Here is an 18,514-nt window from a genome sequence, read left to right as displayed (position 1 = left end):
CCGCATGAGCGACGTCGGGCAGGTCGAGCGCAGGGCGCAGGACCGGGTCGTCCGGCTGTTCGAGGAGCGGCTGGGCTACCGCTGCCTTGGCAACTGGGAGGAGCGCGAGGGCAACGCCAACATCGAGGTCGACCTCCTGGAACGCAACCTGCTCTCCCGCGGGTACGACTCCGTCCTCGTCACCAAGACCATCGAGCAGCTGACCAAGGCCGCCGCGCTCGGCGGCGGGCGCGACCTCCCCGAGGCGAACCGCGCCGTCTTCGGCCTGCTGCGCTACGGCGTGAACGTCAAGCGCGGGGCCGGCGAGCAGTACGAGACGGTCTGGCCGATCGACTGGACCGACGTGGAGGCCAACGACTTCGTGGTGGTCGAGGAGGTGACGGTCGTCGGGCGGCGGACGAAGCGGCCCGACGTCGTCCTCTACGTCAACGGCCTCGCCCTGGTGACCCTGGAGCTCAAGCGCTCCCGGGTCGCCGTCGGCGAGGGCATCCGGCAGACCATCGGCAACCAGAAGCCGGACTTCATCCGGTCCTTCTTCGCCACGGTCCAGCTCGTCCTGGCCGGCAACGACGCGGAGGGCCTGCGCTACGGCGCCTGCGGCACCCCCGAGAAGTACTGGCTGGAGTGGAAGGAGAAGTCACCGGTCCAGGAGCCGCTGGACCGGGCGCTGCTGCAGATGTGCGCCAAGGAGCGGCTTCTCGAACTCATCCACGACTTCACGGTCTTCGACTCCGGCGTACGCAAGGTGTGCCGCCACAACCAGTACTTCGGCGTCAAGGCCGCGCAGGAGCGCATCGCCCGGCGCGAGGGCGGCATCATCTGGCACACCCAGGGGTCGGGCAAGTCGCTCACGATGGTGTGGCTGGCCAAGTGGATCCGGGAGAACCAGAAGGACCCCAGGGTCCTGCTCATCACCGACCGCACCGAGCTGGACGAGCAGATCGAGAAGGTCTTCAAGGGCGTCAACGAACAGATCCACCGCACCCGCAGCGGCGCGGACCTCGTGGACACCCTGAACCGGTCCACGGAGTGGCTCATCTGCTCCCTGGTGCACAAGTTCCGCGCGTCGGGGGACGGTTCGCCTGCGGACGACGACGAGGCGACGAGCGCGTTCATCAGGGAGCTCAACGCCGCGCTCCCGAAGGACTTCAGGGCCAAGGGCAACCTGTTCGTCTTCGTCGACGAGGCCCACCGCACGCAGTCCGGCGCGCTGCACGACGCGATGAAGGAGCTGCTGCCGGACGCCGTGTTCATCGGCTTCACCGGGACGCCGCTGCTCAAGGCGGACAAGGACACCAGCACCGAGACCTTCGGGTCCTACATCCACACGTACAAGTTCAACGAGGCCGTCGAGGACGGCGTCGTGCTCGACCTGCGCTACGAAGCCCGCGACATCGACCAGCACCTGACGTCGACGGCGCAGGTGGACACGTGGTTCGAGGCCAAGACGCACGGCATGACCGACCGGGCGAAGGCGGAGCTGAAGCAGCGCTGGGCCACGATGCGGAAGGTCGTCACCTCGCGGCCCCGCGCGCAGCAGATCGTGCAGGACATCCTCGTCGACATGGCCACGAAGCCCCGGCTGTCGGACGGGCGCGGCAACGCCCTGCTCGTCGCCGGGAGCATCCACCAGGCCTGCACGTTCTTCGAGTTGTTCCGCGACACGGACCTGCACGGCAAGTGCGCGGTCGTCACCAGCTACGTCCCGACCCCGGGGGACGTCTCCAAGGAGGACTCCGGGGCGGGCAGGACCGAGAAGCTGCGGCAGTACGACATCTACCGCCGCATGCTGGCCGACCACTTCGGGGAGCCCGAGGACGTCGCGATGACGAAGGTCGAGCAGTTCGAGCAGGAGGTCAAGCGGCGGTTCGTCGACGAGCCCGGCCGGATGCGCCTGCTCATCGTGGTCGACAAGCTCCTGACCGGCTTCGACGCCCCGAGCGCCACGTACCTCTACATCGACAGGAAGATCCGGGACCACGGCCTGTTCCAAGCGATATGCCGGGTCAACAGGCTCGACGGGGACGACAAGGAGTACGGCTGCGTCGTCGACTACCAGGACCTGTTCGACTCGCTCCGCAGCGCCATCACCGACTACACGTCCGAGGCGCTCGACGGGTACGAACAGGAGGACGTCCAGGGGCTGTTGACCCACCGGATCCGCCGGGCCCGGGAGCGCCTCGACACGGCGCTGCGGGAGATCCGCAGGATCTGCGCGCCGGTCGCGCCGCCCCGCAACACCCTGCAGTACCTGCAGTACTTCTGCGCCGCCGATCTGGCGGACGCGGAGCTGAAGGCCGCACAGCTCAAGGCCAACGAGCCGCGGCGCGTCGAGCTCTACAAGGCGGTGGCCGCCCTCACGCGGGCCTTCGGCGACCTGGCGAACGACATGGAGGCGGCGGAGTACCCGGCCGGCCGGGCCGAGGCCATCCGCAAGGAGGTCCGCCACTACGCGTCCGTCCGGGACGAGGTGAAGCTCGGCGCGGGCGAGAAGGCCGACTTCAAGCGGTACGAGGCCGACATGAGGTTCCTCCTGGACACCTATGTCCAGGCGGGCGCGTCCCGGGTCGTGGCCGACTTCGAGGGCGTCGGGCTCGTCCAGCTCATCGCCTCCCAGGGCGCGGGCGCCCTCGACAAGCTGCCCGCGGGCATCAGGAACAGCCCCGAGGCCCTGACCGAGACGCTCACCAACACCATGCGCAGGAAGATCGCCGACGAGCGCCGCACGAACCCGAAGTACTACGACCGGATGTCCGCGCTCCTGGACGCGGCCATCGAGGAGCGGCGCGCGGGAGCCCTCGCGTACGAGCAGTACCTCGCCGCGCTCCTCGACACCGCCACGCGGCTCGGCAGCGGGGAGTCCGACACCGCCTACCCCGACTGGGCGGACAACGGCGCGCGGAAGGCGCTCGTCGACTTCTTCCGCCCCGACGAGCACCTGGCCGCCGACGCCGACACGGCGGTGCTCGGCGCCAAGCAGGACTCCTGGACCGACAACCCGCTCAAGGAGCGGAAGGTCCGCATCGCCCTCAGGCGCAGCCTGCCCGACGGGTTCGAGCGGCTCGACGCCCTCCTCGACCTGGTGAAGGCCCGCCCCGAGTACCGCTAGCGGCCGGCCGCCGGTGCCTCACGGCAGCCGCAGCTCCCCGTACGCCCCCTTCGGCACCGCCGGGCTGCGCGGGGCGACGGCGGGCACGCGCGCGTAGGGGGCGGTCGGGGGCGGGCGGGTGTCCCGCTCGCCCTTGTTCGGCCAGTGCGCCATGGCCCGTTCGGCCTGGGCCGTGATCGTCAGGGAGGGGTTGACCCCGAGGTTCGCCGAGACCGCCGAGCCGTCGACCACCGAGATCCCCGGGTGTCCGTACAGGCGGTGGTAGGGATCGACCACTCCCTCGGCCGCGGACGCGCCGATCGGGCAGCCGCCCAGGAAGTGCGCGGTCAGGGGCTTGTTCATCAGCTCACCGAGGTTGGTGCCGGGGTAGCCGCCGATGCGGTCGGCGACGAGCTTCGCGGCCTGCCAGCCCTCCTCGACGTGCACGGGGTTGGGGTCGCCGTGCCCCTGCTCCGCGGTGAGCAGCCCGCGCCGGCCGATGCGTGTGGTCAGGGAGTTGTCGTGGGTCTGCATGACGAGGCCGATGATGGTCCGCTCCGACCAGCGGTGCGTCGAGGCGACGCGGGCGACCAGGAGCGGATGGGAGAGGAAGGCGAGCGCGGCGGCCAGCGGTCCGGGGAGGTCCCTGCGGTACTGCGGGACGCAGATGAGCGCCATCAGGTTGGAGCCCTTGCCGTACCGCACGTTCTCGATGTGGGTGGTGGGGTTCGGGTGGATGGAGGAGGTGATGGCGACGCCGTGCGTGAAGTCCAACGGGCGTCCTGTGCCGCGCCGTTCGCCCCGCTTCCTGCGGTAGCGGCGCGGGAAGGTCACCGCGCCCACCAGGGCCTCGGAGTTGGTGCGCGTGAGGCGGCCGAGCCGCTCGGAGAGGCGGGGCAGCAGGCCCGTTTCCCTCATGCGGTGCAGGAGGGTCTGGGTGCCGTAGGTGCCGGCGGCGAGGACGACGTGGCGGGCGCGCAGGGTGGTGCGGGGGCCTCTGCGGCGCCGGTCGGTGGGGACGGTGACGACTTCGAAGCCGCCCTCGCCGGTCCCGCCGCTCTCGCCCCTCTCCCGTACCGACACCACCGTCGTCATCGCCCGTATCTGTGCGCCCGCCCGCTCGGCCAGGTGCAGGTAGTTCTCCATGAGCGTGTTCTTCGCGCCGACCCGGCAGCCCGTCATGCACGAGCCGCACTCCGTGCAGGGCGTGCGCGCGGGGCCCGCCCCGCCGAAGTAGGGATCGGGAACTTCCCTGCCGGTCCCGTCCGTTGAACCAGTGGTGCCGGTGGCGCCACCGGCCCCGCCACTGCCTCCCGCGTCCTGCCCGTCCCCGAAGAACACCCCGACCGGTGTCAGCCGGAAGGTCTCCCCCACGCCCATCTCCTCGGCCGCGGCCCGCAGATGTTCGTCCGCCTCGGTCGTGGTCGGGTTCGGGCGTACGCCGAGCATGCGCCGCGCCTGGTCGTAGTACGGGGCGAGTTCGTCCTGCCAGTCGGTGATGTCCGCCCACTGCCTGTCCCGGAAGAAGGCGGGCGGCGGGACGTAGAGGGTGTTGGCGTAGTTCAGCGAGCCGCCGCCGACCCCCGCGCCCGCGAGCACCATGACGTTGCGCAGGAGGTGGATGCGCTGGATGCCGTAGAGGCCGAGGGCGGGCGCCCAGAGGTAGTCGCGCAGGTGCCAGGAGTCGCGCGGCAGCGTGTCGCGCGTGAAGCGGCGGCCCGCCTCCAGGACGCCGACGCGGTAGCCCTTCTCGGTCAGGCGGAGCGCGGCCACGGACCCGCCGAACCCGGAGCCGACGACGATCACGTCGTAGTCGTACGTCTCCTCACTCACCGTAGAGCGCCTCGATCTCCGCCGCGTAGGCCGCCGCCACCGCATGCCGTTTGATCTTCAGGGACGGCGTGAGCAGGCCGTTGTCCTCCGTGAACTCGCCGCCGACGACGGCGAACCTGCGGATCGACTCGGCCCTGGAGACCGCCGCGTTGGCGTAGTCCACGGCCTTCTGGACCTCCGCGATCATCTTCGGGTCGCGGGCCAGCTCCGCGAGCGGCGTGTCCTTGGGACGTTTGCGCACGGCGACCCAGTGCTCGACGGCCTCGGGCTCCAGCGTGACGAGCGCGGCGACGTAGGAGCGGTTGTCGCCGACGACGATGCACTGGCCGACCGGCGCGCGGCTGCGCAGCCGGTCCTCCAGGATCGCGGGCGAGACGTTCTTGCCGCCGGAGGTGACGATGATGTCCTTCTTGCGGCCGGTGATGGTGAGGTAGCCGTCCGCGTCGAGCGCGCCCAGGTCGCCGGTGGCGAACCACTCGTCGGTCAGCACCGCGTCCGTCGCGGCCGGGTTGTTCCAGTACGAGCCGAAGACGATGCCGCCCTTGATCAGCACCTCCCCGTCGTCGGCGATGCGCACGGCCGTGCCGGGGACGGGCAGGCCGACGGTGCCGGGGCGGGGCCGCAGCGGCGGGGTGATGGTGGCGGCCGCCGTGGTCTCGGTGAGGCCGTAGCCCTCGTAGATGATGATTCCGGCGGCGTAGAAGAAGAGGTTGAGGTTGCGGTCCAGGGGCGAGCCGCCGCTGATGGCGTAGCGCAGCCGGCCGCCGACCTCCTTGCGGATGCGGCGGTAGACGAGCAGTTCGTAGAGCGCCCAGCCCAGGTGGAGGCCGAGGGAGGGGCCCGGGGCGCTCTTGTCCAGGAACTTGTTCAGGTACGCCTCGCCGAAGCGCACGGCGATCCGCTCCGCGCGGTCGAAGGAGGCGCCGCGCCCGATCTTCTCGGCGGTCGCGCGGCCCGTGTCGTGGATCTTCTCGAAGAGGTACGGGACGCCGACCACGAAGGTCGGCCTGAACGACCGGAGTTCCGGGCGGAGTTCGTCGGGTTTGATGCCGGGGCAGTGGCCGAGCTCGATGCGGGCCAGCAGGCAGGCGACCTGGATGGTGCGGCCCAGGATGTGGGCGAGCGGCAGGAACAGGAGCGTGGAGGCGACCTGTCCGGTGATCTCCTTGAAGATGGGGTGGAGCAGGTCGACGGTGTTCGCCGCCTCCGCGTGCAGATTGCCGTGCGTGAGGACGCAGCCCTTGGGGCGGCCCGTGGTGCCCGAGGTGTAGCAGAGGGTGGCGATGGAGTCCGGGGTGAGCGCGGAGCGGCGCTTGGTGACCTCCTCGTCGGACAACTCCCGTCCCAGGGCTGCCAGTTCGGCCATGGCTCCGCCGTCGATGTGCCGGATGCGCGGCGGGTCGTCGAGAGCGCGGACGGCCTCTTCGGCGGTCGCCGCGTTCTCGGCGGTCTCCGCGATCAGGAGGCGGGCGCCCGAGTCCCGGACGATCCACTCGATCTGCTCCGCCGACGACGTGGCGTAGACGGGCACGGTCTGCCCGCCCGCCGCCCAGATCGCGAAGTCCAGGACAGCCCACTCGTAGCGGGTGCGGGACATCAGGGCGACGCGACCGCCGGGTTCGAGGCCGCCGGCGATCAACCCCTTCGCCGTCTCGGTGACTTCGCGCGCGAAGGCGGCGGCGGTGACGGGGTGCCACCGGTCGCCGCGCTTGCGGCGCAGGACCACGGCGTCGGGTGCCTCGGCCGCGTTGACGAAGGGGATGTCGGCGGTGCTGCCCGCGGTGGCCCGCGGCGCGAGCGGCGCGACGCGGGCCTCGCGCACGGCGCCGTGCTCGTCCCTGATGAGTTCGACCTTGCTGCGCTCCGCCAGGTCGCTGCGGCGCTGTGCCCTTTTCAGATCCTTGCGTACGCCCATGACGGCTCCCCGGCTTCCGGTCGACCCATCCGCACTTGCTCGCCAGCTGTGCTCACTCGTACTTACGAGTACTTGCGAGTACTTACTCGGGGGTCAACTTACTCACACGTAAGGAAAATTCAATGGGCCGGACAAGCCCATGGGCGGGAAGCGCCCTCTCAGTCGGGCGCCGGGACCCAGACCTCCCCCTCCAGAACCCGCCCCATGCCCACCCACACCATGTTCATGAGCCGCAGCGTCACCCCTTCCGGCGACTGGCCCGGATGGCTCGCCATCCAGTCCGTCAGCGAGTCCGCCGCACCCACCAGGGCGTGGGCGACGAAGTCGGCGTCCTCGTCGCGGAGTCGGGCGCGCGGGCCGCTCTCCGCGATGCCCGCCCACACCAGGCCCGCCACCTCCTCCATCACCGCGTGGCGGGCCCGCGCGACGGCCGCCGCTATCGCCTCGCTCAGCTCGGAGGCCTGGCGGTGCAGCACCACCCAGCTGTCACGGTGCTCGGCGACGAAGGAGAAGAAGGCCAACAGGCCCGCGTACAAGCGCTGTTCGGGGGAGGCCCCGCTCGCCGCCGCCGCGCCCTGGAACGCGCCGACCAGGCGGTCCGCCTCGCGGCGCAGACAGGCCAGGAAGAGGCCTTCCTTGGAGTCGAGGTACAGATACACCATCGGCTTGGAGATTCCGGCAAGTTCGGCGATCTCGTCCACCGAGGCCCCGTGATAGCCACGCTTGGCGAAGACCTGGACCGCGACGTCGACGATCTGCCGCTCGCGCTCGGGCCGTGGGACGCGTCGCCTGCCGGTCACTCTTGTCAGCCTCCTCGGCTCGCTCTACCTTACTTCTTAGTAAGTTTACTTGAGAGTAAGGGGATTGCCATGGCTGACGAGGTCGGTGGCGTCGGCGGCGCCGAGAAGATCGCGGCGCTCGACTTCGCGAGCGTCACGCCCGAGGAGTTCGCGCGGATCGTGAAGGGGCTCTCCGGCAGGGAGATCGCCGACATCGCCCGCGACGGCGCGCTGCGCACCCGCGTCCTGCAGGAGGTCTTCGGGCGCATGGAGCGGCAGTTCAAGCCCGAGGCCGCGGGATCCCTGAAGGCGCTCATCCGCTGGAAGGTCACCGGCAGCGGCGGCAACGACGAGGCGGTGTACGAGACGGACATCGCCGACGGCACCTGCACCGTCCGCGAGGGCCGCTCGAACGCCGAGCCGCGCGTCACGCTCATCATGGGCGACGCCGAGTTCCTCAAGCTGGTCTCCGGAAACGCCTCCCCCGTCACCATGTTCATGATGCGCAAGGTGAAGATCGCGGGCGATGTGGCCCTCGCGTCCGGACTCACGCGGTACTTCGACATCCCCAAGGCCTGAGGGGCGCGCCATGGCCTTCTCCCTCGAACTGACCGAGGAACAGCGGGACCTGCGCGACTGGGTGCACGGCTTCGCGGCCGGGGTCGTGCGTCCTGCCGCCGCCGAGTGGGACGAGCGCGAGGAGACCCCGTGGCCCGTCATCCAGGAGGCAGCGAAGATCGGGCTCTACGGCTTCGAGTCGCTGGCCGACCTGTTCGGCGACCCCTCGGGACTCTCCCTGCAGATCGCCAACGAGGAGCTGTTCTGGGGCGACGCGGGCATCGGCATGGCCCTGTTCGGCACGTCGCTCGCCGTCGCCGGGATCTTCTCCGCGGGCACGCCGGACCAGCTGGCGGAGTGGGTGCCGCAGTGCTTCGGGGACGAGGAGGAACCGAAGGTCGCTGCGTTCTGCGTCTCGGAGCCCGAGGCGGGCTCGGACGTCTCCGCCCTGCGGACCCGCGCCACGTACGACGAGGCACGTGACGAGTGGGTGCTCGCCGGGCAGAAGGCCTGGATCACCAACGGCGGCATCGCGAACGTGCACGTCGTGGTGGCGTCGGTGGATCCCTCGCTGGGCGCGCGCGGGCAGGCGGCCTTCGTCGTGCCGCCGGGCACGCGCGGCCTCGAAGGGGGCAGGAAGATACGGAAGTTGGGGCTGCGGGCCTCGCACACCGCGGACGTCTTCCTGGACGACGTACGCGTGCCGGGGAGCTGTCTGCTGGGCGGCAGGGAGCGGCTCGACGCGCGCCTCGCGCGGGCCAGGGAGGGCGCCGCCGGAGCGCGGGGGCAGGCCGCCATGGCCACCTTCGAGGTCAGCAGGCCCACCGTGGGCGCGCAGGCGCTCGGCATCGCCCGCGCCGCCTACGAGTACGCCCTCGACTACGCCGGCGAGCGCGTCGCCTTCGGGCGGCCCATCGTCGAGAACCAGTCCATCGCGTTCGCCCTCGCCGATCTGCGGACCGAGATCGAGGCCGTCCGGCTGCTGATCTGGCAGGCCGCGTGGATGGCGCGCAACGACAAGGTCTTCGACGCGGGTCAGGGCTCGATGTCCAAGCTGCGGGCCGGGGAGCTCGCGGTGGCCGCGAGCGAGAAGGCCGTACAGGTGCTGGGCGGTGCGGGATACAGCAGGGAGCATCCGGTCGAGCGGATGTACCGGGACGCGAAGATCTACACGATCTTTGAGGGCACCAGCGAGATACAGCGGCTGGTGATCGCGCGGGCGATCTCGGGGCGCCAGATCCGCTAGCCGCCTCCGGCCGGGCGCCCGTGGCTCACGCCGCCCCTCGGGGCACCCCGGACTCACGCCGACCCCTCGGAGTCGCCCGGGGCGGCCTCGCTCAAGCACTTGTTGACCTGCGCCGATGTAGCGGTCATGACGACTTCTGTGCAGAGCGACGCGTGTACCTCCGTCCCCGGGGCCCGCTCCGGCGGCGGGCCGTCGCCGGGGGCGCTCGGGCGATGGCGGGGCCCCGTGCGCCTCGGGATGTGCCTGTTGCCCGCGCTCGTCGTCGGGTTCGCCGGGTTCCAGCGGCGGTGGATGTCCGACGACGGGCACATCTACGTGCGCACGGTGCGGCAGGTCCTCGCGGGCAACGGGCCCGTCTTCAACGCCGGGGAGCGGGCCGAGTCGTCCACCGGCACCCTGTGGCAGTGGCTGCTCGTGGCGGCCGGGGCGACGGGTGCCGACATCGCGACCGCGGCGATGTACGGCGGGCTGCTGCTCACCGTCGTGGGCTTCGCGCTCGCCGGGCTCGGGGTGCTGCGGCTGCGCGGCGACGAGCCCCGACTCCTCGTGCCCTGTGGGGCGTTGGTGCCGCTCGCGCTGCCGCCCGTCTGGGACTTCGCCACCTCGGGGCTCGAGACGGGGCTCGCCACCTGCTGGCTCGCGGGCGCCTGGCTCGCGCTGGTCGCACGGCCCCGGTCGCTGGTGACGTGCGCGGTGCTCGGGCTCGGGCCCCTGGTGCGGCCCGACTTGGCGCTGGTCTCGGTGGTCTTCCTGGCCGCGCAGTGGGTGACGGTGCGGCCCTCGTGGCGCGGGGCGCTCGCGGGGGCCGGTGTCGCGGGGGCGCTGCCCGTCGCGTACGAGATCTTCCGCATGGGGTACTACGGCCATCTGATGCCGCTGCCCGGCGTCACCAAGGAGGCCTCGCGGAGCCTGTGGGGGCGCGGGGCCGGATACCTCCGGGACTTCGTCGGGCCGTACGCGGTGTGGCTGCCGCTGGTCCTGGTCCTGGCCGGCGTGCTGGCCTCGGGGCGGATCCGCGTGCGGGTGCCGGTTCCGGTGGCGGCGCCCGTGGTCGCGGGGGCGCTGTGCTGGGTCTACGTCATCAAGGTGGGCGGCGACTTCATGCACGGGCGGATGTTCCTGCCGGGGCTGCTGCTGATGCTGCTGCCCGTCTTCCTGGTGCCCCTCACGCGCGCCTGGGGCATCGTCGCGGCGGGCGTCGCCGTGTGGGCCATCGCGTGCGCGAGCGTGCTGCGGATGCCGTACGAGGGGCGGATCGGGCCGGCCGGGATCGCCGACGAGCGCGGTGTGTACGTGCGGCAGAACGCCTCCCCGCATCCCCTGCACCACGACTTCGCCGGCTATCCGGGCAACGCCCGCTACGGCCGGCTCGTGCGCGAGGCCGCGCGCTCGGGCAGGCCCACGCTGATGGTCATTTGGACCCCGACGCCCGCCAACTCCCCTTCGGTCACCGGGGTGTACAACACCCTCGGCTACAGCGGCACCGTCGTCCCGCTGGAGGGGGCCGCGCTCGACCCGATCGGGCTCGCCTATCCGCTGGCCGCCCACTCCCAGGGGGTCAACGGCCGCGTCGGGCACGACAAGCAGCTGCCCTACGAGTGGATCGTCGCCGAGCGCGGCACGCCGCGGGGCGCCGTGGACCGGGGCCTCGACCCCGCCCGCGTCGACGCCGCCCGCCGGGCCCTGCGCTGCGGACCCCTCGCCGAGCTGCGGGAGGCCACGCGGGCGCCGATGACGGCGGGGCGGTTCTGGCGGAACCTGACGGGCTCCGTGGCACGCACCTCGTTCCGCTTCCCCAACGATCCGGTGCGCGCGGAGCGGGAGTTGTGCTGAGCGCTCCGCTGGATGTGCCGTATCACGCCGTCGGACACCTGCGGACGCGTCGTGGCTGGTCGCGCGGTTCCCCGCGCCCCTTCGGGACGCGGCCGAACCGCAGCGGACTCCCCCGAGCCTGCTCAGCCCGCCAGGGAATCGGCGGGCCTGATCTCGCCCCGGGGCGACTCCGGTGACTCCGGGGCGGGCTCACCTCCCGTGAGCCGTGCCGCCCGGTCGATGGCGGTCGACAGGTCACGCACCGGCTTCTGCCCCAGATCCAAGTCCCGGGCGCGGGAGGAGAGTTCGGCGAGAGTCGGAGTCGCGGGCAGCGGGGTGTGACCCTCGGGCCTCGTGTGATCGCCGCCGGTCCCGGAGCGCAGGGCGTCGGCGAAGTAGGCGGCGACGGCGGCGACCTGGATGCCGTCGTCGGCCTTCCACAGGTCGCTCTCCAGGTCGGACGCCTCGATCCGGCCCGACTCCTCGTGCGGGGCGCGGCTGTCCGGGTCGAGCCAGCGCACGCTCGCCGTGGCCAGATGGCCGGTGGCGCCCGGCTTGGCGCGCACCGCGTACAGCGCCGTCACCGTGTGGCCCGGACCGACCTCGCCGCCGTCCACGGTGTCGTCGCGGAAGTCGTCGTCGGCGACGTCGCGGTTCTCGTAGCCGATGAGGCGGAACTGCTCGACGGTCTCCGGGTCGAAGGCGACCTGCGCCTTCGCGTCACGGGCGCGCAGCTCGACGTTGGCGGGGAGCTGCTCGCAGAAGACCTTGCGGGCGTCGTCGTCGTTCGACACGTACGCGGTGTGGCCGTCGCCCTTGTCGGCGAGCCGCTCCATCAGGGCGTCGCCGTAGTCGCTGCCGACGCCGACCCCGAAGAGGGTGATGCCGTGCTCGCCGCGGGCGTCGGAGATGCGCTCCAGGATGGCGTCGGCGTCGGTCTCGCCGGTGTTGGCGAGGGCGTCGGAGAGCAGCACGACGCGGTTGGTCGCGCCTTCCTTCCTGCCGCGCACCGCGGTGTCGTACCCGGTGGTGACGCCCGCTTCGAGGTTGGTGGACTCGGTGGGCTCCAGGCGGTCGATGGCGTCGTGCGCGCGGGAGCGGCCGTCTCCGCCGTCGCGGCCGCCGAGCCGGGTCATCGGCAGGACCGTCTCGGCGGTGTCGCTGAAGGTGACGAGCGCGATCGAGTCGTCGGGGCGCAGTTGGTCGGTCATGATGCCGAGGGACTTCTTGACGAGGTCGAGGCGGCCCGGCTCGGCCATGGACCCGGAGACGTCGATGACGAAGGTCAGGGCGGCGGGCGGGCGTTCGGCCCCGTCCTTGTCGCCGCCGGTGGCGAGGCCGACGCGCAGCAGGGACCAGTCGCGGTCGCCGGTGCGGGCGCCGTCGACGCTCACCGAGAAGCCGTCGCCGTCGGGGCGCGGATAGTCCTGGCGGAAGCTGTTGACGAACTCCTCGGGGCGGACCGTCGACGGGTCGGGCAGCCGCCCCTCGGCGAGGGTGCGGCGCGCGAAGCCGTAGCTCGCGGTGTCGACGTCCAGGGCGAAGGTGGAGAGGTAGTCGGGCGCGTACTCCTTGTCCCTGCCTTCCTGTTGGTCGCCGGGGGTCGATGGGGCGCCGCCGTCGGGCAGGGCGGGCGCGGGGAGCGGCGCGCCGCCGTTCTCCCGGCTCTTGTCGTCGGCGGTGGCGCTGTTGTCGCCGGTGCCTCCGCCGCTGCAGCCGGTGAGCAGCAGGCCGCCCGCCATGGCCACGGCGAGCAGCCCGTGGCGTGTCTTCCGGGTCCGCATCTCTCCCCCTTGAGTCGTCCGAGCCGTCGTCGGCTGTCCTGACTGTGACGCGGGGGGTGCCTCGAACGATCGTCCCGGGACGTTGCGGAACCGTCTCGATGCGGCTACGGCGGCGGCGTCACGACACCACGTCCTTGCGCGCGAACCCCCGGAAGGCCAGCGCGAACAGCACCAGTGCGTACGTCACCGAGATCGCGGAGCCCTGGATCATGCCGCCCCACTCGGGGCGCGGCTGGATGGCGTCGGCCCAGGCGAACTGCCAGTGCGCGGGCAGGAAGTCGCGCCAGTCGCCGAGCGCCGTCACCGCGTCCAGGACGTTCCCGACGATGGTCAGGCCGACCGCGCCGCCGACCGCGCCGAGCGGGGCGTCGGTCCTGGTCGACAGCCAGAACGCGAGCCCCGCGGTGACCAGTTGGGAGACGAAGACGTACGCGACGACGATCAGGAGCCGCTGGGCCGCCGTGCCCGCCGGGAGGGTGCCGCCGGTGGGGATCTCCAGCGGCCCCCAGCCGTACGCCAGCGTGCCGATCGCGAGGCCGACCACGGGGAGCAGCACCATGGCCGCGGCGCTGAGGCCGAGCGCGACGGCGAGCTTGGACCAGAGCAGCCTGGCCCGCGGCACGGGCGCGGCGAGGAGATAGCGCAGGGACGACCAGCTCGCCTCGGAGGCGACGGTGTCCCCGCAGAACAGCGCGACGGGGATGACGAGCAGGAAGCCCGCGGAGACGAAAAGACACGTCGCCGCGAAGTTCGTGCCGGACGCGGTGGCGGTGTCCATCAGCGTCACCGCGTCGTTGCGCTCGCCGGGCGACCCCGCGACCGCGAACGCGATGACGAGCACGACGGGCAGCAGCGCCATGACGGCGCCCATCACCAGCGTGCGGCGCCGCTTGAGCTGGCGGACCGCCTCGACCCGCAGCGGCAGGGTCCGGCCCGCGCGGTAGCCGGGCGCGGTCGGGCGCTCCAGGGTGGGGGCGCTCATGCGCTGCCTCCGATCAGGGTCAGGAACGCGTCTTCGAGGCGGCGGTGCGGGCCCATGGACTCCACGGGCACTTCCAGGCGCACCAGTTCGGGAAGGAGCCGGGCGGCGCTCGCGCCCTCGGAGCCGTCCAGGCGCACCAGGAGGCCGTCGTCCGCGCGGACCGCGGAGGCCACGCCGGGCAGCGCGGCCACCTTGTCGACGAGCGGGTCCGGGACGTCCTGCGCGAGGCCCACCAGGAGCGTGTCACCGGAGCCGACGATCTCGGCGACCGGGCCCGCCTGGACGAGCCGGCCGCGGTCCATGACGACCAGGTGCGTGCAGGACTGCTCGACCTCGGCGAGGAGGTGGCTGGAGACGATGACCGTGCGCCCGCCGCGCGCGTACCGGATCATGACCTCGCGCATCTCGCGGATCTGCGGCGGGTCGAGGCCGTTCGTCGGCTCGTCGAGGATCAGCAGGTCCGGCAGGCCGAGCATGGCCTGGGCGATGGCCAGGCGCTGCCGCATGCCCTGGGAGTAGGTGCGCACCGCGCGGGCCAGGGCGTCACCGAGGCCCGCGATCTCCAACGCCTCTTCCAGGTGGGCGTCTTCGGCCGGTCGGCCGGTGGCCTTCCAGTACAGCTCCAGGTTCTCGCGGCCCGAGAGGTGCGGCAGGAACCCGGCGCCCTCGACGAACGCGCCGACCCGCGAGAGGACGGGCGCCCCCGGCCTGATCGCCTGCCCGAAGACGCGGATCTCGCCCGCGTCGGGCCTGATGAGGCCCATGAGCATGCGCAGGGTCGTCGTCTTGCCCGCGCCGTTCGGCCCCAGGAGGCCGAGGACCTGGCCCTTCTCGACACGGAAGGAGACGTCCCTGACTGCGTACCGGTCGCTGGAGCGCGCGTACCGCTTGCTCACGTCGGTGATCTGGAGCGGCACTTCGGCGAGCTCCGGGTCGGGCGCGGGCGCGGTCGTACGACGGCGCGCGGTGACCAGCAGACCCAGCGCGATCACGGCCCCGGCGGCCGGCAGCCACCACACCCACGAGGGCAGCGGGGCGGCGGCGGTCTCCACACCGGGCGCCGTCGGGACGGTCAGGCCGCCCTTGAGGGAGACCGTGTACGTGGCGGGCTCGGCCGGTGAGGCGTAGCCGAGGTCGGTCGAGGCGAGGACCAGGCGGAGGCGGTGGCCCTTCTGGGCTTCGTGGTCCACGGCGGGCAGGGTCAGCTCGACGTCCTTGCCGCCCTTGGTCCCCTCGATCCGCACCGGCGCGACCAGTTGGGAGGGCAGGACCTGCTGCTTGCCGTCGGGGCCGACGTCGTACACCTTGGCGAAGAGCACCGTGTCCTCGCCGGAGGACTTCACATGGGCCCGCACCTTCGGCGTCCCGGTGATCCGCAGGTCGCCGTCGAGGGGCTGCGACTCGAAGCGGGCGTACTGCCCGGGGAAGTCCAGGGAGACGCCGACGCCGAGCGAGGACAGCCGGGAGAGCGAGCCGCCGCCGAGGCCGGGGAGCGAGGAGATCGCGGGCGGGTTCGCGCCCGCGGGGTTGTCGAAGCGCTGCTCGCGTCCGGCGAGCGGCACCTCGCGCCGCCCGCTGTCCAGGCCCGGATAGCGGTCGGCGCTCGCGCCCCGCAGCTGGGCCGCGCCGTCGGTGGAGTCGATGCCTCCGGTGCGCGTGACGCGGAAGGCCGGGCCCGTGTCGACGCCCTTCTCGTCCTTCAGGTAACGGTCGAACCACGCCCCGACCCGCCGCTCCACGCGCTCCTGCTCGCGCTCCCCGCCGTCGTGCCCGCCCGCGATCCAGTCGACGGACACGGGCGCGTGGTTGGCGCGGATCGCCTTGGCCATGGCGTCGGCCTGGCCGAGCGGGAAGAGCGAGTCGATCTGGCCCTGGGTGATGAGGGTGGGCACCTTGATGCGGTCGGCGACGGCGGAGGGGCTGCGCCCGGCGAGCAGCTCGCGCGCCGCGGCGTCGGGCTTGCCGGCCACCGCCACGCGCTCGTACGTCTCGCACAGCCGCTTCTCGAACTGGTCGCAGCCGCCGCTGGTGTTGACGAAGATCCCGGTCCAGAGCTTCTTGAAGACGCCGTCGGGGAACAGCGAGTCCGCCAGGTTCCAGTACGTGACCTGGGGGGCGATGGCGTCCACCCGCTTGTCGTACCCGGCGGCGAGCAGGGACGCCGCTCCCCCGTACGACGCTCCGGTGATGCCCACGCGCGGGTCGCCGTCCGCGTCCAGGCGCACCTCGGGGCGGGTGGCCAGCCAGTCGATCAGACGGGAGACGTCGGCGATCTCGGCGTCGCGGCCGTTCAGACCGATCTTGCCCGTGGACTTCCCGAAGCCGCGCGCGGACCAGGTCAGGACGGCGTACCCGTCCCTCGCCAGGTCCTCGGCCTGCTCGCGCACGTCGCTCTTGCTGCCGCCGAAGCCGTGCCCGACGAGGACGGCGGGGCGCTTGGCGGAGGTGTCGCCCGCCGTGAAGTACGAGGTGTCGATCTTCACGCCGCCGGTGTCGACGAAGCGGTCCGAACGGTGCACGGCCGGTGCTTCGTCCGAGGCCACCGCCGTCCACGTGCCCACACCGGCGAGCACCGCGACGGCGGCCGCGGCGGCGAGCAGCCTGCGCGGCCCGCGCGGCACGGGGAACCTGGCCCCCGGCAGTCGTAGATCCATGCCGTCAAAGGTACGGGCGCCCACCGACAACCGGAGCAGCCGCCGGGCTGAACCCCGTTGCCTCCCCGGGGAGTAGACACCGCGCCCCACGTACCGCGATCGTGGTACGCATGGAGATCAGACCCGCGACGACCGTGGCCGAGCTGACCGCCGCCGAGCACCTCTTCGACGGTCCGGTCCGTCCCGAGGCGGCGAGGCGCTTCCTGGAGAGCCCCGGTCACCACCTGTTCCTCGCGTACGACGACGGTGACGGCGGCAAGGCCGACGGCGCGCCGATCGGCTTCGTCAGCGGCGTCGAGACCGTCCACCCCGACAAGGGGGTGGAGATGTTCCTGTACGAACTCGCGGTCGCCGAAGGCCATCGGCGACGCGGCACGGGCCGCGCCCTGGTCCACGCGCTGGCCGCGCTCGCGCGGGAACGGGGCTGCCACGGCATGTGGGTCGGCGTCGACACGGACAACGAGGCGGCGCTGGCGACGTATCGCAGTGCGGGCGGGAAGGGGGAGGGGGAGTTCGCGTCGGTCAACTGGAGCTTCGACCAGGAGGGACAGGGGCCCTGTCAGGGGTGAATACACTCTGCACCTATGACACTTGGGGCTTCCTCCGCGACTCCTGAAGGCCACGGCTCCCTCGCCACCGGCCAGCGTTCGCTCGGCGACCCGTCCGTCCGCTTCCCCCTGTGGCCGCCGCTCACCGCCGGCTGCCCCGTCACCAGCACGGAGACCGTGTCGTACCCGGTCGAGGTCGACTACGCCTACGACAAGGTCCCCGCGGACCTCTTCAGGACCGCGCCCGGGCAGCCGCGCGGCCACGAGCGGTGGGCCCCGCTGCTGCCCCCGCTGCACGCGCCGGGACTCGGCGAGGGCGGCACGCCCCTCGTCGCTCTCGACGACGGCCTCTGGATCAAGGACGAGTCCCGCAACCCGACGTGGAGCCACAAGGACCGCATCAACCGCGTCACCGTGAGCGCGGCGGTCGGCGCGGGCGCCGAGGGCGTCGTCGTCGCCTCGTCCGGCAACCACGGGGCGTCCGCGGCGGCGTACGCGGCACGGGCCGGGCTGCGGTGCGCCGTGCTGACCTCGACGGACACGCCGCCCGCTGTCGACGCGTTCCTGCGGGCGTACGGGGCCGTGGTGCTGCCCGTGCCGGTGGACGCGCGGTGGCCGCTGCTGCGGCGGATCGTGGAGCGGTTCGGCTATCACCCCGTCAGCAATGTGACGCCGACGCACACCGGGCACGGGTTCGGGCCCGAGGGCTACAAGAGCGTCGCGTACGAGATCCACGCGGAACTCGGTGTTCCGGCGGCGGTGTTCGTGCCCACGGGGTACGGGGAGCTGCTCTTCGGCGTCTGGAAGGGCTTCGCCGAGCTGGTCGCGCTCGGGGTCACGGATCGGGTGCCGCGGGTCTTCAGCTGTGAGCCCGCGGCCGGGGGGCCGCTGGCGGCGGCGGTGCGGGAGGGGATTCCCGCGACGCAGGTTCCTGTCGGCGAGACGGCGGCGTACGCGATCAGCTCGTCGGTCGGGGGGTATCGCGGGGTGGTCGCTGTGCGGGAGAGCGGGGGTGGGGCGCTGTTGGTCTCCGACGGGGAGATGGCCGCGGCGCGGGCGGAGTTGGCGCGGGCGGGGTTGTGGGCGGAGGTGTCGGCTGCGGCGGGGCTTGCGGGGTATCGGCAGCTGGGGGCTGCCGGGCTCTCTTCCTCTGCCGGGCCCGTGGTCTGCGTCTCCACGTCCAGCGGCTTCAAGGACCGTGACCTGCTGGCGGGTTCGGGGTCGGCGGCGCTGGATCCGGAGGACTGGGCGGAGATCGAGCGACGGGTGGGTGGGGGCTGAGGTCTGCCTCCGGCGGTTCCTTCCCCGACCCCGC

General features: G+C 72.3%; 12 protein-coding genes. 6 read left to right on the top strand and 6 right to left on the bottom strand.

Features of this window, described 5'->3' with window-relative positions:
* Positions 1 to 4 precede the first annotated feature (4 nt).
* Positions 5 to 3,109, top strand: coding sequence for a type I restriction endonuclease subunit R (locus ACZ4D5_RS01705; protein ID WP_467770324.1), 3,105 nt, complete (start codon positions 5 to 7; stop codon positions 3,107 to 3,109).
* An 18-nt stretch (positions 3,110 to 3,127) separates the two neighbouring features.
* Here ACZ4D5_RS01705 and ACZ4D5_RS01700 read toward each other — a convergent pair whose 3' ends face one another.
* The 3 genes from ACZ4D5_RS01700 to ACZ4D5_RS01690 all read right to left on the bottom strand — a co-directional run bounded on the left by ACZ4D5_RS01700 (position 3,128) and on the right by ACZ4D5_RS01690 (position 7,636).
* A complete protein-coding gene (locus ACZ4D5_RS01700; protein WP_467770323.1) occupies positions 3,128 to 4,966 on the bottom strand; it encodes a GMC oxidoreductase in 1,839 nt (612 codons plus the stop codon).
* Entirely contained in the window at positions 4,914 to 6,836 is a 1,923-nt protein-coding gene (locus ACZ4D5_RS01695) for an AMP-dependent synthetase/ligase (protein ID WP_467770322.1), read from the bottom strand. The genes ACZ4D5_RS01700 and ACZ4D5_RS01695 overlap by 53 nt, the downstream gene beginning before the upstream one ends.
* A 158-nt stretch (positions 6,837 to 6,994) precedes the next feature.
* A complete protein-coding gene (locus ACZ4D5_RS01690; protein ID WP_467770321.1) occupies positions 6,995 to 7,636 on the bottom strand; it encodes a TetR/AcrR family transcriptional regulator in 642 nt (213 codons plus the stop codon).
* 69 nt (positions 7,637 to 7,705) lie between these two features.
* Between ACZ4D5_RS01690 and ACZ4D5_RS01685 the strand changes: the two genes are divergently transcribed.
* The 3 genes from ACZ4D5_RS01685 to ACZ4D5_RS01675 all read left to right on the top strand — a co-directional run bounded on the left by ACZ4D5_RS01685 (position 7,706) and on the right by ACZ4D5_RS01675 (position 11,252).
* Entirely contained in the window at positions 7,706 to 8,194 is a 489-nt protein-coding gene (locus tag ACZ4D5_RS01685; protein ID WP_467770320.1) for an SCP2 sterol-binding domain-containing protein, read from the top strand.
* A 10-nt stretch (positions 8,195 to 8,204) separates the two neighbouring features.
* The gene (locus ACZ4D5_RS01680; RefSeq protein ID WP_467770319.1) at positions 8,205 to 9,419 is read left to right on the top strand and encodes an acyl-CoA dehydrogenase family protein; all 1,215 of its coding nucleotides are present in this window, start codon (positions 8,205 to 8,207) and stop codon (positions 9,417 to 9,419) included.
* Positions 9,420 to 9,545: 126 nt separating this feature from the next.
* Positions 9,546 to 11,252 (top strand): arabinofuranosyltransferase AftB family protein, encoded by a 1,707-nt coding sequence (locus ACZ4D5_RS01675; protein WP_467770318.1) that lies wholly within the window; start codon positions 9,546 to 9,548, stop codon positions 11,250 to 11,252.
* Between the two features lie 122 nt (positions 11,253 to 11,374).
* Here ACZ4D5_RS01675 and ACZ4D5_RS01670 read toward each other — a convergent pair whose 3' ends face one another.
* From ACZ4D5_RS01670 to ACZ4D5_RS01660, 3 genes are all read right to left on the bottom strand, one after another.
* Entirely contained in the window at positions 11,375 to 13,015 is a 1,641-nt protein-coding gene (locus tag ACZ4D5_RS01670; protein WP_467770317.1) for a vWA domain-containing protein, read from the bottom strand.
* 118 nt (positions 13,016 to 13,133) lie between these two features.
* Positions 13,134 to 13,997, bottom strand: coding sequence for an ABC transporter permease (locus ACZ4D5_RS01665; protein ID WP_467770316.1), 864 nt, complete (start codon positions 13,995 to 13,997; stop codon positions 13,134 to 13,136).
* Entirely contained in the window at positions 13,994 to 16,651 is a 2,658-nt protein-coding gene (locus ACZ4D5_RS01660) for an alpha/beta fold hydrolase (RefSeq protein WP_467770315.1), read from the bottom strand. Before ACZ4D5_RS01660 ends, ACZ4D5_RS01665 begins: the two co-directional genes overlap by 4 nt.
* 110 nt (positions 16,652 to 16,761) lie before the next feature.
* Between ACZ4D5_RS01660 and ACZ4D5_RS01655 the strand changes: the two genes are divergently transcribed.
* Both ACZ4D5_RS01655 and ACZ4D5_RS01650 read left to right on the top strand, forming a co-directional pair.
* On the top strand, positions 16,762 to 17,220 hold the full coding sequence (locus ACZ4D5_RS01655) for a GNAT family N-acetyltransferase (protein WP_467770314.1): 459 nt from the start codon (positions 16,762 to 16,764) through the stop codon (positions 17,218 to 17,220).
* Between the two features lie 15 nt (positions 17,221 to 17,235).
* Positions 17,236 to 18,480: a threonine synthase gene (locus ACZ4D5_RS01650; RefSeq protein ID WP_467770313.1), complete on the top strand. Its 1,245-nt coding sequence runs from the start codon at positions 17,236 to 17,238 to the stop codon at positions 18,478 to 18,480.
* Positions 18,481 to 18,514 lie beyond the last annotated feature (34 nt).

The sequence above is a fragment of the Streptomyces sp. NPDC025651 genome, assembly GCF_055558735.1.
The sequence above is the reverse complement of the archived record's forward strand: the minus strand, read 5'-3'. Positions and strand labels throughout refer to the sequence as shown.